Source organism: Thiocystis violacea (genome assembly GCF_016583565.1).
In the GTDB taxonomy this organism is placed as follows: Bacteria; Pseudomonadota; Gammaproteobacteria; order Chromatiales; family Chromatiaceae; genus Thiorhodococcus; species Thiorhodococcus violaceus_A.
Genome location: NZ_NRRF01000018.1, coordinates 16,314 through 29,702 on the forward strand (window position 1 = coordinate 16,314; position 13,389 = coordinate 29,702).

At 64.9% G+C, this 13,389-nt stretch carries 13 protein-coding genes; 9 read left to right on the top strand and 4 right to left on the bottom strand.

The features are described from left to right. Window position 1 precedes the first annotated feature (1 nt). Window positions 2-865 carry a sulfurtransferase gene (locus tag CKO23_RS09685; RefSeq protein ID WP_200330469.1) on the bottom strand — a complete coding sequence of 288 codons (864 nt, stop codon included), beginning with the start codon at window positions 863-865 and terminating at the stop codon, window positions 2-4. Window positions 866-1,127: 262 nt separating this feature from the next. On the opposite strand from CKO23_RS09685, the gene CKO23_RS09690 reads away from it, so the two are divergent. Beyond that, window positions 1,128-3,581, top strand: a complete 2,454-nt coding sequence (locus tag CKO23_RS09690; RefSeq protein ID WP_200330471.1) for a glycoside hydrolase family 31 protein — start codon at window positions 1,128-1,130, stop codon at window positions 3,579-3,581. Window positions 3,582-3,588: 7 nt separating this feature from the next. Here the strand turns inward: CKO23_RS09690 and CKO23_RS09695 are convergent, their stop codons facing one another. Then, window positions 3,589-4,029, bottom strand: a complete 441-nt coding sequence (locus CKO23_RS09695; protein WP_200330473.1) for a hypothetical protein — start codon at window positions 4,027-4,029, stop codon at window positions 3,589-3,591. Window positions 4,030-4,202: 173 nt separating this feature from the next. Here CKO23_RS09695 and CKO23_RS09700 point away from each other — a divergent pair, with 173 nt between their 5' ends. The 5 genes from CKO23_RS09700 to CKO23_RS09720 all read left to right on the top strand — a co-directional run bounded on the left by CKO23_RS09700 (window position 4,203) and on the right by CKO23_RS09720 (window position 8,589). Beyond that, complete coding sequence (locus CKO23_RS09700) at window positions 4,203-4,733, top strand: DUF805 domain-containing protein (RefSeq protein WP_200330475.1); 531 nt, start codon at window positions 4,203-4,205, stop codon at window positions 4,731-4,733. Window positions 4,734-4,839: 106 nt separating this feature from the next. Next, on the top strand, window positions 4,840-6,057 hold the full coding sequence (locus CKO23_RS09705; RefSeq protein ID WP_200330477.1) for a Bcr/CflA family multidrug efflux MFS transporter: 1,218 nt from the start codon (window positions 4,840-4,842) through the stop codon (window positions 6,055-6,057). Continuing rightward, window positions 6,054-6,755 (top strand): Crp/Fnr family transcriptional regulator, encoded by a 702-nt coding sequence (locus tag CKO23_RS09710; RefSeq protein WP_200330479.1) that lies wholly within the window; start codon window positions 6,054-6,056, stop codon window positions 6,753-6,755. Before CKO23_RS09705 ends, CKO23_RS09710 begins: the two co-directional genes overlap by 4 nt. A gap of 257 nt (window positions 6,756-7,012) precedes the next feature. Continuing rightward, window positions 7,013-7,198 carry a YgaP family membrane protein gene (locus CKO23_RS09715; protein WP_207168494.1) on the top strand — a complete coding sequence of 62 codons (186 nt, stop codon included), beginning with the start codon at window positions 7,013-7,015 and terminating at the stop codon, window positions 7,196-7,198. A 248-nt stretch (window positions 7,199-7,446) separates the two neighbouring features. Beyond that, window positions 7,447-8,589, top strand: coding sequence for a GGDEF domain-containing protein (locus CKO23_RS09720; RefSeq protein WP_200330481.1), 1,143 nt, complete (start codon window positions 7,447-7,449; stop codon window positions 8,587-8,589). On the opposite strand, the gene CKO23_RS09725 is transcribed toward CKO23_RS09720, so the two are convergent. Further along, complete coding sequence (locus CKO23_RS09725) at window positions 8,586-9,113, bottom strand: TIGR00645 family protein (RefSeq protein ID WP_440870566.1); 528 nt, start codon at window positions 9,111-9,113, stop codon at window positions 8,586-8,588. The genes CKO23_RS09720 and CKO23_RS09725 overlap by 4 nt on opposite strands. Before the next feature lie 306 nt (window positions 9,114-9,419). On the opposite strand from CKO23_RS09725, the gene CKO23_RS09730 reads away from it, so the two are divergent. Beyond that, window positions 9,420-11,060 carry a tetrathionate reductase family octaheme c-type cytochrome gene (locus tag CKO23_RS09730; RefSeq protein WP_200330483.1) on the top strand — a complete coding sequence of 547 codons (1,641 nt, stop codon included), beginning with the start codon at window positions 9,420-9,422 and terminating at the stop codon, window positions 11,058-11,060. Beyond that, on the top strand, window positions 11,060-11,713 hold the full coding sequence (locus tag CKO23_RS09735) for a cytochrome b/b6 domain-containing protein (RefSeq protein WP_200330485.1): 654 nt from the start codon (window positions 11,060-11,062) through the stop codon (window positions 11,711-11,713). Before CKO23_RS09730 ends, CKO23_RS09735 begins: the two co-directional genes overlap by 1 nt. 76 nt (window positions 11,714-11,789) lie before the next feature. Here the strand turns inward: CKO23_RS09735 and ubiT are convergent, their stop codons facing one another. Further along, entirely contained in the window at window positions 11,790-12,257 is a 468-nt protein-coding gene (gene ubiT, locus CKO23_RS09740; RefSeq protein ID WP_200330487.1) for a ubiquinone anaerobic biosynthesis accessory factor UbiT, read from the bottom strand. Between the two features lie 130 nt (window positions 12,258-12,387). Between ubiT and CKO23_RS09745 the strand changes: the two genes are divergently transcribed. After that, the gene (locus CKO23_RS09745; RefSeq protein WP_200330489.1) at window positions 12,388-13,320 is read left to right on the top strand and encodes a DUF808 domain-containing protein; all 933 of its coding nucleotides are present in this window, start codon (window positions 12,388-12,390) and stop codon (window positions 13,318-13,320) included. The last annotated feature ends 69 nt before the right edge of the window (window positions 13,321-13,389 follow it).

Here is a 13,389-nt window from a genome sequence, read left to right on the forward strand (position 1 = left end):
GCTAGGACGCCTCGCCGGTCGCGACGGCGCGCTCCGGCGAGCGAATCCACTCGCTCCAGGAGCCGACGTAGAGTTTCGACCCCGAGAGCCCCGCCAACTCCATCGCCAGGAGGTTGTGACACGCGGTCACGCCAGAGCCACAGCTATGGGCAATGGTCGTCGCCGATCCGTCACCCATGGCGTCGAGGAAACGCGCGCGCAGCCGCGCGGCAGGGAGGAAGCGACCCTCGGCATCGAGATTCTCCGTGAGCGGCAGATTGAGCGCGCCTGGGATATGCCCCGCGACCGGATCGGTTGGCTCCACCTCGCCCCGATAGCGTTCGGGGGCGCGCGCATCGATCACCCTAATGTCGCCACGCGCAAGCGCGTCGGCCAAGTCATCCGAGGTTACCCAGAGGTCATCCCTCACCCTGGCCTCGAAGCCTTGGGGTCGGTGCCGCGGCACGTCCGGGGTCAAGGTCCCGCCGGCAGCCTCCCAGGCCTGGAGCCCGCCTTCCAGCACGGCGACCCGCGCATGCCCGACCCAGCGCAGCATCCACCAGAGCCGACCGGCAAAGGCACCGTTGAGGTCGTCGTAGACCACCACCCGGCTCTCGGGCGACACACCGCACTGCCCCAGCCAGGCGGCGAAACGGGACGGATCCGGCAAGGGATGGCGACCCGACGTTGGCGTGATCGCGGATGACAGATGCTCGTCCAGATGCGCATAGATCGCGCCTGGAATGTGACCCTCGTGATAGAGCCGTCTACCCAGCTCCGTGTCACTCAGGGCGAACCTGCAGTCGAAGATGCGCAGGTCCGGGTCATGGATCTGCGCGCGCAAGGTCTGGGGATCCACGATCAATCCAGGGGAATATTCAGTCATGAAACCTCTTTGTCCTGTTCAAATGCATGTCGACGGCGCCATCATAGCCCGACCCCTCCCAGTGTCACGCAGGCGCCGCCATTCTCCAGAGATTCAGGCCGGGTTCCGAGCCTCGCCACCACTCGACTCCGGCAGTGGAAGCGCCCGACCTCTCCGTGTCATAGTGTGCTGGCCATCGCTTGATCCGAGCGACCTCCCGATCCGAACGACCGATCCGGGCGTAACCGCCAAACGGCCTCGCCAGACCTAGTAGGAGCACCCGATGGACGAGAATCTTCCCGAAAGCCCCTGCCCAATACAAAGCTGGGTGAGCCAGGCATCGGCCTGCGTCGCACACTACGCGCAGGGCCTCCTGCGTATCGACGCCGTGGCGGCAGACATCCTGCGCGTGCGCTTTGCGCCTTCCGGGCGACTCGCGCCCCCTCGATCCTGGAGCCCGGTGCTGGATCTCCCGCCAGCGGGGCTCTCCGTCACCGAGGAAGACGGGGTCGTGCGGATGTCGACCGACGCCATGGGCGCAACCCTGGGTCTAGAGTGCGGACTGCTGCAATTCCTGACGCCCGAGGGTCAGGTCTTCGCCGCGGATCTGGGCGCCCCCCTCTGGCGCGAGGTGGCCCTGGAGGAGACCGGCATGGAGCACATGCCCGAGCCCGAACTGCCGGCCGGCGACGCGCGTATCGGCGTCTTCCTGCAGAAGCGCATGGCGCCCGAGGAGGGCTACTACGGCTTCGGCCAACGGACCGGTCAGCTCAACCGGCGCTACCGGCGGCTCACCAACTGGACCATCGACAAGTCATCGCCGGGGCACAGCCGCGGCGACGACAACATGTACCAGGCCCACCCGATGTTCATGGCCGTGCGGCCTGGACTCGCCTGGGGGCTCTATCTCAATTCCACCTGGTACAGCGCCTTCGACCTGGGCGCCGCGGACGAAGAGGTGCTCACCCTCTTCACGCTCGGCGGCGAGCTTGACTACTTCGTCTTTGCCGGCCCGACGCCAGCGGCGGTGGTGGAGCAACTCACACGCCTGACCGGACGCCCAATGCTGCCGCCGCTCTGGGCGCTGGGCTATCACCAGTCCCGCTGGAGCTATGGGACGGACGCGGATGTACGCGGCATCGCCCAGACCTTTCGCGAGCACTGGATCCCCATCGATGCCATCCACCTGGACATCGACTACATGGACGGCTACCGCATCTTCACCTGGGACCGGAATCGATTCCCCGAGCCAAGCGAGACCATTGCCGCCCTTCATGAAGCGCAGGTCCGCGCCGTCACCATCGTGGATCCTGGCGTCAAGAACGACCGCGAGACGGGTTATCGAACGGCGGAATCCGGCCTGGCCGGCGGGCACTTCATTCAGCGGCCGGACGGCGAGCCCTTTACCGGCTGGGTCTGGCCGGACGAATCGCTGTTCCCGGATTTCTGCCGCGGCGCGACACGGCAGTGGTGGGGCGAGCTGCACGCGGATCTGGTCGGTCTCGGCATCGACGGCATCTGGTGCGATATGAACGAACCCTCCATCGTCGACCGCCCGTTCAAGGTGTCCGGCGTCTGCGAGCAGCCGGTTCCGCTCTCCATCACGCAGGGCGACGACGGTGAGGCGCTGCACGCCGAAACGCATAATCTCTACGGCCAGCTCATGGCACAGGCGACCTGGGAGGGACTGGAGCGCCTCCGACCCGAGCGTCGCCCCTGGGTGCTGACGCGCTCCGGCTTCGTCGGCACGCAGCGCTGGGCCGCGAGCTGGATGGGCGACAACAACGCCTGGTGGGAGCATCTGGAGATGAGCCTGCCACAGTTGGCGAGCATGGGCCTGTGCGGCTCGCCGCACGTTGGCGTGGACATCGGCGGCTTCTACCAGAACACGGTCGGCGAACTCTATGCCCGCTGGATGGAACTGGGCACCTTCTACCCCTTCATGCGCTGCCACACGCACTGCGACAGCCGCCCCCAGGAGCCCTGGTCGTTCGGGCCCGAGATCGAGGCCATCGTGCGCTCGGCCATCGAGCTGCGCTACCGTCTGCTGCCCTATCTCTACACGCTGGCCCACCTGGCGCATCGCACCGGCCAGCCGCTGCTGCGGCCTCTGCTCTACGACTTCCCCTGGGCCACGCATCTCCATCAGATCCAGGATCAGGTGATGATCGGACCGCAGCTGATGATCGCCCCGGTCTGTGCGCCCGGTGTGAGGCGACGCCTGGTGGAGCTGCCGCCCGGACACACCTGGTACGACTTCCGCACCGGGCTGCCGATCGATTCCGACCACCTCGTCGCGGACGCGCCCTTGGGCGGCATCCCCATCCTGGTCCGCGGCGGGTCCGTCCTGACCCTGGGCAATATCCGCCCTTCGACGGCAGACCCCGTCTCGGAGCTGACGCTGGAGGTCTATCCGGACCACAACAACGCCGGCAACTGGACACTGATCGAGGACGACGGCGAGAGCTTCGCCTATCGCGAGGGTGCGCTCTGCGAGACGGAGATGGGGATCGCGCCCGCGGGTCAAGGCGCGGAGCTATGGGTCGCCGCCCGACGCGGCGACTATCGCCCTCCGGCGCGTCGCCTGACCGTTCGACTGCATCTGATGCAGCCTCCGGTCGGCGTCCTGCTAGACGGCAACGAGGCGGATGGCTGGACCTGGGACGACGAGCGTCACGCCCTGGTGCTCGGACTGGACGACGACGGCCAGGAGCACCGCATCACCCCGAGGTTCTGACGCATCCTCAGCCCGAGGTCGCGTCCGGGCGGCCCGGCCACAGGGTAAGGAGCAGCATGATCGCAGCCGTTCCGAGCGCAGCGGAATGGAGTCGATCTCCGCCGATCAGGACATAGACCAGACCAAGGATCGCAGGCAGCTCGGCGAACGCCAGGGCAACCAGATAGCGGCCAATCTTACCGGGAGATTCCGGGTCAGCAACGGGCTCGTGAACCCTGACGTCGGATCTCGGCCGGCGCGCGCGCAGCAGGCGGGCCGCGAGAATGGCCAAGGGCACGGAAACGATGCCCGCCGCGAGGATGGGCAGCCGCGCCGCGTCGATCGGCTCGACCAGGATCAGCCCGGGCAGCCACCAGGTCAGGACGGTGATGACGAAGACCGAGCCGAACTGGGCGCCCCAGAGGATGAGGCGATTGGGTTGCGGATTCCTCTCTTGGTTGGACGTCATGTGCATCCTCTCGCAAGCGCTCGGGCGTGCGTCGGTCGTTTCACGTTCGGCAACCCTAACCCGGAACTGGCCATCTGGCGTGCCAAGCCGGTCACGCGCTCGCCACGTCGGCTCGACCGCTTTCCACTGCACCCTGCGCCCGCCGCAGGGCATTCAACCACGGAGTCACACCCATGAGCCCAGAGAATCCTTATCAAACCCCTGCGTCAGACCTGCGCCAGCCGCTCAAGGGCGAAACCGACCAGTCGAGCCCGTTCTCGCCGCGCGGCCGATTCGGCCGACTGAGCTACCTCGCCTGGGGCACGGTGCTCTATTTGATCGTCATGTTGGTCGCTGTCGCCCTCAGCGCGGCGGGTCTTATGAACACATCCTCGCCTGAAAGCGTCGGACTGGTCCAGATCCTCGTCACCATTCCGGCCGCCGTCGTCGGCATCCTCTTCGGGATCCGCCGCCTGCATGACATCAATGCCGGTGGCTGGTGGATGCTTCTCTCCGTGGTCCCCATCGTCAACATCGGACTGGCGCTGGTGCTCTTCCTCAAGGCCGGCACCCCCGACGCGAACCGCTTTGCCCCGCCCCGCCCGACACCGACCTGGGAGCGGGTCGTGGGTATCATCGGCGTCGTATTGCTCGTGCTCGGGCTTGTCGGCATCGTCGCCGCCATACTCATCCCGCTCGTGGTCGGCGTCCAGCAGGGCGTCTGACCCGACAACTCGCTCTGCGCCGCCACTCAGGCTTGAACCTGGCCATTGCCCTTAACACTCGCCGGCGCCCGTCATCCGTGCGTCGGCGGCTCGATTCGGTCGCCGTATGTCAATCCGCCCCGCTCTTCTGATCGCCTTGGGCCTCCTGTCCGGCCTCACGCCCTTCGCGATCGACCTCTATCTTCCCAGTCTGCCATCGATCGCGCAGGATCTGGAATCCTCGATCGAACTGGCACAGCTCAGCGTCACTGTCTATCTGGGCGTCTTCGCGCTGACGCAGCTCTTTCTCGGCCCCTTGTCCGACGTGCTCGGCCGACGCAAGACCATTGGTGGCGGACTCATTCTTTTCCTGCTCGGGAACCTGGCCTGCGCGCTCGCCCCCAGCATGGCCGTGCTCCTCGTCGCCCGCGCGGCGCAGGCGCTCGGGGGCGCCGCGGTCGCCGTGACCGTGCCGGCCCTGGTCCGCGACCTCTACGAGAAGGACGACTACGCCCGCGTGATGGGGTTGGTGATGCTCGTCATGGCCATGGCGCCGCTGCTGGCGCCGACGCTGGGCTCGCTCATCATCGGCGTGGCCTCATGGCGGATGGTCTTCCTGGTGCTCTTCGCCATCGCGCTCACCACGGCGCTGCTGTTTTTCCGCCTGGTCGACGAGACGCTGCACCCCGGCCGGCGGCATGTCTTCGATGTCGGCGGCATCCTGAGAAACTACGCCTCCATCCTCGCGCAGCCGCTGGCGCTCGGCTATCTGCTCACGGGGGCCTGCAGCTTCGCCGGCATGATGACCTTCATCGTGACCTCACCCTATGTCTACATCGAGCTGCATCAGCTGCCCGCGACCTGGTTCGGCCTGGCCTTCGGCGCCAATGTGGCGCTCGGGATGCTCTTCGCCTCCTTGAATGCCCGTTTCGTCAGCCGCTTCGGTGCCGATCGGCTGTTGCGCTGGGGACTCGGGGTGCAGGGAACGGCTGCGCTGCTCGCCTTGGCGCTGGCCGCGGCCGGTCACACGCCACTCTGGGGAATTGCCGCCGTCGCGGCGCTCTATCTCAGCATGGCAGGCGTGGTCATGGGCAACGCCATGGCGGGATTCATGTCGCTCTTCCCCAGGATGGCCGGCACCGCCTCAGCCTTTGCCGGCGCCACGCGGTTCGGGGCGGGCGCGGCCATGGGCACACTGGTCAGCCTGGTCCACAATGGCACGGCGGCTCCGCTGCTGATCGGGATGGGCACCTCAGGCCTGCTCGCGGTCTGCGGCTTCCTCGTGCTCTGCCGCGGGACAGCAGGACGCCACGCTGCGCCTCAGGAGGCCAACGTCAGACCATGATCAGCGAGCCGGGCAACCGCCAACGCCTCATCGAGCACTTCGCCTTTCTCGCCAAGAGCGATGCGGCGATGCGCAAGACCTTCTTCGAGCGCGCCAGCCTGGTGCGGCTTCCAGCCGGGCACATCATCTGTCACGACGGCGGACAATGCGCCCATCTGGCGTTGGTCCTCGCCGGGCAGGCACGCATCTACAAGCTGGGCGAGAACGGACGCGAGGTCACCCTCTATCGGGTGGAGCCCGGCGAGAGCTGCGTGGTGACCGCCTCCTGCATCCTGAGCCAGCGTCCCTTTCCAGCATTCGCGGTCTGTGAGACCGAGGTCGAGGCCGCCGTGGTGGCGAAGCCTGACGTCGAGGCCTGGCTGACGGCATCCCCGCATTGGCGCAGCTTCATCTTCGACCTGGTGGCTGACCGGATCGGCGAGGTCTTCGCGGTCCTGGACGCCGTGCTCTTCCAACCCCTGGATCAACGTCTGGCGGCCTTCTTGCTGCAACGCCTGAAACGCTCGACCGGAGCGGCGTCGGCCGAGCGCGTCCTGCGCATCACCCACCAGGAGCTGGCCTCCGAGCTGGGTTCTTCGCGCGAGGTCGTGACCCGCATCCTGCGCGACTTCGAGCAGACTGGGGCCGTGGCGACCCGGCGCGGCCAGATCGAGGTCCGCAATCCAGAGATGCTAGAGCGGCGCTTGCAGACGCCCTGAGCCCCGAGGAGCCTTCTGTTGCCGCGCTGATCAGCACGCCTCTTCCGCGCAACGCCTTCCGGAGACCCTCGGCCGACACCGGCGTCCACACATCAAGGGACGCGGCGCCGAATGACTTCCACGAATACCGCATTTGTTTTATGGTAATCGCGCTGCGACGTTGCGACAGAGCACCGCAGCCAATCTAGGTAGGCTCGCGGCGCGAGCGCGTGCCGCTGAGCCCTTGGCCAGATATCGTTTGAATGAGGAGAATCGCTATGAGCATCTCGAAGAATATCGGCGACAAAGACCGGATCTACCGCGCCATCGGCGGCATCATCATCATCCTCTGGGGCATCTCCAACCACAACGCACTGGGTCTGCTCGGCTTCATTGCCCTCGCAACCGCCTACTACCGCGTGTGCCCCCTCTACATCCCCATGGACGTCGACACCACGAAGTAGCGCCCAACCGGCTGATCAAGGCCTGACGCCGCGGCACAAGGACGCCGCCGCGGCGCACCGGATCAGTCGCCCAGGGCTCCACGCCTGCCTTTTCCACGGCGATATTCGAGCCAGATACGCCTGTGCCCGCCACCTGATCGGGACGAAACGCTCGCGCATTCCCGTTTCTCGGATCTCGACTCGCAGCTCTGCGCCGGAACCGATACTCTTGCGCATCGAAAACCACGATCCGAGAGCGCGAGTTCGACATGGTGAAGTTTTGGAAGCGGGAATCCGGGACGATCGCCGCGGCACAGACACCCTCCGCGGCCGACACGCCTCAACCGGCGGCTACCCCCTCCGAGCTGGAGAAGATGGCGCTCGATCAGCTCGCGGGCCTGCTGCGCCTCTGGGGCGAGCACGCCTTCGACCTCGACGAGATCAAGGCCGACAAGATCACCGAGCAGCTCGAGCGCTGGGGACGCCACGTCCTGAACGCCACCCCGGTCGGCGATACGCCGCCACCGCGCGACGAGAAAGCCGGCGGCGAGCAGCGCCGCGATTGGGCCGGCTTGCGCACCGCCACCACCCGCATCCGTCGCGCCGAGCAGGCGTACGTCAGCCGCCAGGTCATCGGCACGCGCAAAGTCATGGGTGACTTCGTGCAGACGCTCGGCCAGATGCTCGCGGAAGACCAGGAAGAGCAGGCGCGCGTCCTCTCCGTCATCAACCATCTGCGCAGAACGATCGAGGAGAATGCCCCGGTCGAGGCATTGACCCAGGAGGCCACCCACGCCATCGACATGATCGCGGACATCGCCCGCGAGCGCGCGCAGCGCCACCAGGGGCTGCTGGACGACATGACGGACAAGCTCCAATCCCTGCGCGGCGAACTGGACGCCGCGCAGCGCGAGATGGAACTCGACCCCCTCACCCGGCTTTACAACCGCAAGGCCTTCGACGTCCAGCTCGAGCGCGTCTTCGAGCTCTGCAAGCTCTCGGGGCAACCCGCCTGCCTGCTCATGGTCGACGCCGATCACTTCAAGCGAGTCAACGACACCCACGGCCATCCGGTGGGCGATCTCGTGCTGCGCCGGGTTGCCGATTGCTGCGCTCAGGGCTTCCCCCGCAAGACGGATTTCGTCGCACGCTACGGCGGCGAGGAATTCGCCGTCGTCCTGCAAGACACGGCGCTTGCGACGGGTCTGCAGCTCGCCCAACGGCTGGTGGACGCCATCCGCGCCATGCGCATCGAGCACGAGACCGGAGAGTTCGGCATCACCGTCTCCATCGGCCTCGCCGAGCTCAAGCCACACCCGACGGCCGGGCAATGGCTCAGGGCCGCGGACAGCGCGCTCTATCAAGCCAAAGAGGCCGGCCGCGATCGGGTCGCGACCTTCAAGCGCGCCTAGTGTCCCTCAGGCTTGTCGCCATGATCGCGATGGGAGGCGAAAGAGATTCTGTCCAACACCCCCATGAGCACGGCGGAGATGACGAAGGTCAGGTGGATGACGACGTACCAGAGGAGCTTGTCCGGCGGCACCTCCGGCACGTTCATGAAGATCTGCAGCAGGTGAATTGACGAGATCGCCACGATGGATGCCGCAACCTTCAGCTTCAGGGTTCCGGCATCCAGCTTCCCGAGCCAGTCGAGCTTGTCGTCTCCCTCACGGACATCGATCCGCGACACGAAGTTCTCATAGCCGGAAAACATCACCATCACCACCAGACTGGCCACCAGGGACAAGTCGATGAGTCCCAGGATGATCAACACCATGTCCGATTCGCCGACCTCGAGGATATGAACGGCGAGGTGGTAGATCTCCTGGAAGAACTTGATCGCCAGCGCGATCAGGACGAGAGACAAGCCCAAGTAGATCGGCGCCAACAACCATCGGCTGGCGTAAAGTACACGTTCGACGAAAGACTCCAGCACGCGGCGACTCCTCAGTTGATCCCATTTCAGGCGCTCGGGCGCGGCCAGCTGCTTCCTCACAGCCCTCGGCACATCGCCCGCGGCGCCGGCATTGTAGAGATGACAGCCGCGCCGCGCTATTGGGCATTGAACCCCGCGGCCATTGACCTGGCTCAGGTAATCCCGTTTCTGATTTTGTCTTTTGTCATGGAGCTGTCACCGTATCGCCCGCAGGATGCGACCAACAAAAACGACCGTGCGGCGCAGGATCAGCACGGCACATCGGGACCGCGGCATGCGGTCTCGCTCACACCCGGAGGCCGTTCGATGCGACCCGTTTTGCGATTTTCCCTGGCATTGCTGTTATTTGCCGGCTTGGCTCCGTTCGCGGTCATGGGCGAAGGCCAGTGGCCGACTCCGCCAGTGGAGGGCAAGCCGCCACCCCAGATCTCGGGTCCACTGTCCGGCGGGACGGGAGACCACACCAAGTATGAAGCGCTGAAACAGCCCTTCGCCTCCGGCCCGGAGGTGACCAAGGCGTGCCTGAGCTGTCACACCGAGACCGGCAAGCACTTCATGAAGAACATCCACTGGACCTGGGAATATCGCAATCCCGATACCGGCCAGTTGCTGGGCAAGAAGCACCTGATCAACAACTTCTGCACCAACGCCCGTGGCAACGAGGGGATGTGCGCCCAATGCCACGCGGGCTATGGCTGGAAGGACGAGAGCTTCGACTTCACCAACGAAGACAACATCGATTGCCTGGTCTGTCACGATACGACCGGAACCTACTACAAGACCCCCAACAGCGCGGGGAGTCCCGCCTGCTCGGTCATGTTCGAAGGCAAACCGCCCATCGACTACAACCTGGTCGCCGAGAACGTCGGTCTACCCGAGCGCGCGAACTGCGGAACCTGTCACTTCAACGGTGGAGGCGGAGACAACGTCAAGCACGGCGACCTCTCCTCGGCGCTCAAGAATCCGCCGCGCGAACTCGACGTGCACATGGACGCGAAAGGACTCAACTTTGCCTGCACCGCCTGCCACATCACCAAATCGCATGTCTGGGCCGGCAGCCGCTATCACGTGTTGTCCAAAGATATGGAAGGCACCGGCAAGCCCGGCCAGCGCCGCGATGTAGCCACCTGCGAGTCCTGCCACGGCACGGCACCGCATCCCGTCGATTCGCTGGCGGCCTTCAAACGCAACGACCATATCTCCAGCGTCGCCTGTCAGACCTGTCATATCCCGGAATTCGCTCGGGGCGGCGTGGCCACCATCACCAACTGGGATTGGCGCACCGCCGGCAAGCTCCGCAACGGCGAAGGCTATCATGAGCACGGCTACACCCAGGGCAACGGCGAGGAGCGTTACACCTACAAGTCGATCAAAGGGGACTTTACCTATGGCGAAAACCTGGTGCCGCTCTACCGCTGGTTCGACGGGCAAATGCAGTACACCACGATCGACACCAAGTTCAACGTCGCCAAGCCCGTCGCCATCAACGACTTCACCGGCTCGCGGGAGAACGCGGACTCACGCATCTGGCCCTTCAAGAAGATGACGACATGGCTACCGGCCGACATGGGCAACGGCACCCTGGTCTACACCCACCTGTGGGGCGAGGACGATGACTCCTACTGGGGCAACTACGACATGGGCAAGGCCATCGCGCACGGCATGAAGAAGTTCGGGCTCCCCTACTCCGGCGAGTTCGGCTTCGTCGAGACCTTTTCCTACTGGCCCATCACGCACATGGTGTCCCCCAAGGAAGATGCCCTATCCTGCCAGGATTGCCACGCAGAGCAGGGCCGTCTTCAGGGGGTCGAAGGGGTCTACATGCCGGGGCGAGACCACAACCGCTGGCTGGATCTGATCGGCACCATCGCGGTTTTCGGGACTCTCATCGTCATTCTGGGGCACGCACTGGTTCGTATCGTCGCACCCAAGGGAGCAAAGCACTAATGGCCATTCGTCGCGTAAGGATCTTCAGTCTGTTCGAGCGCTTCTGGCACTGGTCGCAGATGCTCTTGATCGTAATCCTGATGTTCAGCGGATTCGGGCTGCACGGCTTTCATCATCTGCTCGGTTTCGAGCAGGCGGTGACGCTGCACACCCTCGCCGCCTTCTCGCTCCTGCTACTGTGGGCCTTCAGCATCTTCTGGCTCTTCACGACCCGGAACTGGCGCCACTTCATCCCGACCGTCAAGGGCATGTGGCAGGTGCTGCGGTTCTACAGCTTCGGCATCTTCCAGGGCGAGCATCACCCCTACCGCAAGGCCTACTGGCGCAAGCACAATCCGTTGCAGGCGCTGGCCTACCTGATGCTCAAGATCGTGCTCTTTCCGCTGATCTGGATCTCGGGGCTGGTCTATCTCTTCTACTTCCTATGGAGAGACATCCCCCATGCCACGCAGGTGCTGGATGGCGTGGCACTGATTCATACCGGCGCGGCCTTCACGATCGTGGTCTTCGTCATGATCCACGTCTATATGCTCACGACCGGGCACTCGTTCAAAGAGCATGTCATGCCCATGATCAATGGCTTCGACGAGGTGGATTTGACGCCTGAGGAAGAGGCCTATCTGCTGAAAGACCAGCCGGAGGTTCTCGGCTAACGGCAGCCGTTCTCATCGCAAGCAGTGCGCGTCGACGCGAACGGATTCGCGTCGATTCGCTCACCAGCCATCGAGCCTACGACTTCCCCGGAAACCGAATATCCGCCATCTTATCCAGGGCGCGCACCATGGGCGCCCACCGCTCCGGCGGTTCGAAGGCGTCGAGGAAGTTCTTGAGGTAGAGCCCCAGTTCGGTGTCGCCGGACATCCGCAGGCGACGCTGGAAGAAGAGCGTGTCGGCGTCCTCGCGGCGCGCAGCAAGCAGAAGGAACTCGTGCAATCCTCCGGCAATGGAGGAATCCGCGGGCATGTCGTCACCGTAGCCGCGAATCTTGCCGTCGCTCAGACCCAAGCGATAACGCACCCCGATGTCGTCGATCTCGATCGCGATGCGACGTCCGATCAGGAAGTCCAACTCCCCCTCCTCCAATGCCTCCTTCATGACCTGATTGAGCATGGTCGCGAGTGCTCGGCTATGCAGGACGCTCGGCATGAGCCGAAGCGGAAAGGTGAGGGTGCGGAGAAAGCGCGGTGGAGCAGGCATGGCAATTGTCTCGGGTCGAATCTAGGCGAAAGAAAAGACCGCGAATTTTCCTCCCTCTCCTCTCTCGACACAAGGGAATGCGGCAGGTGAAATAGCGGCTCCGCATCAAGACTCAGGAACCACCGGAATCATGGCAACCAGCTTGCTGACGCTGCTCGACGACATCGCGACCGTCCTGGACGACGTCTCCTTGCTCACCAAGGTCGCGGCCCGCAAGACCGCCAGCGTGTTGGGGGATGACCTGGCCTTGAATGCGGAGCAGGTCCGCGGTGTGCGGGCCGAGCGCGAGCTGCCGGTCGTCTGGGCCGTGTTCAAGGGCTCGCTGAAGAACAAGCTGATCCTCGTCCCGGCCGCATTGGCGATCAGCGCCTTCGCCCCCTGGGCCATCATGCCGCTACTGATGATTGGCGGCCTCTATCTCTGCTTCGAGGGCATTGAGAAGGTCGCGCACAAGTACCTGCATGCGGCGGCGAAAGACCAGGCGCATCACGCCGAGCTGACCGCCGCCTTGGCGGATCCCAAGGCGGACCTCGTCGCGCTGGAGCGCGAGAAGATCAAAGGGGCCATACGCACGGACTTCATCCTCTCGGCGGAGATCATCGTCATCACGCTCGGGACGGTCGAAGGCACCGCGTTCGTGACCCAGGTGCTGGTCTTGAGCGGAATCGCGGTCGTCATGACCATTGGTGTCTACGGGCTCGTCGCTGGCATCGTCAAGCTCGACGACGCCGGCCTTTATCTGAGCCTCCGCGACGGGGCGGGATTCCTGGAAGATCAGCTGCGCGCCATCGGCCGCGGGCTCCTGCGAGCGGCACCCCTGCTCATGAAGACGCTCTCCGTGGCAGGCACCATCGCCATGTTCCTGGTCGGCGGCGGCATCATCGCGCATGGCATTCCCGCCGTGCATCACCTCATCGCGCACCTGAGCGAGGGACTGCGCGACATCGCCGGTATCGGCGGATTCCTGGCCGCGCTCACGCCACTGCTCCTGAACGCGCTCATCGGAATGATCGCCGGCGCTCTGGCCCTAGGTCTGGTTGGACTCGTGAAGAAGCTGTCCTGAAGCCGGTCAGGGGCTGCGAGGAGCGACCTGCTCGCTGGAGCGAGAGACCGATCGCGTTGAAAGCCAGCG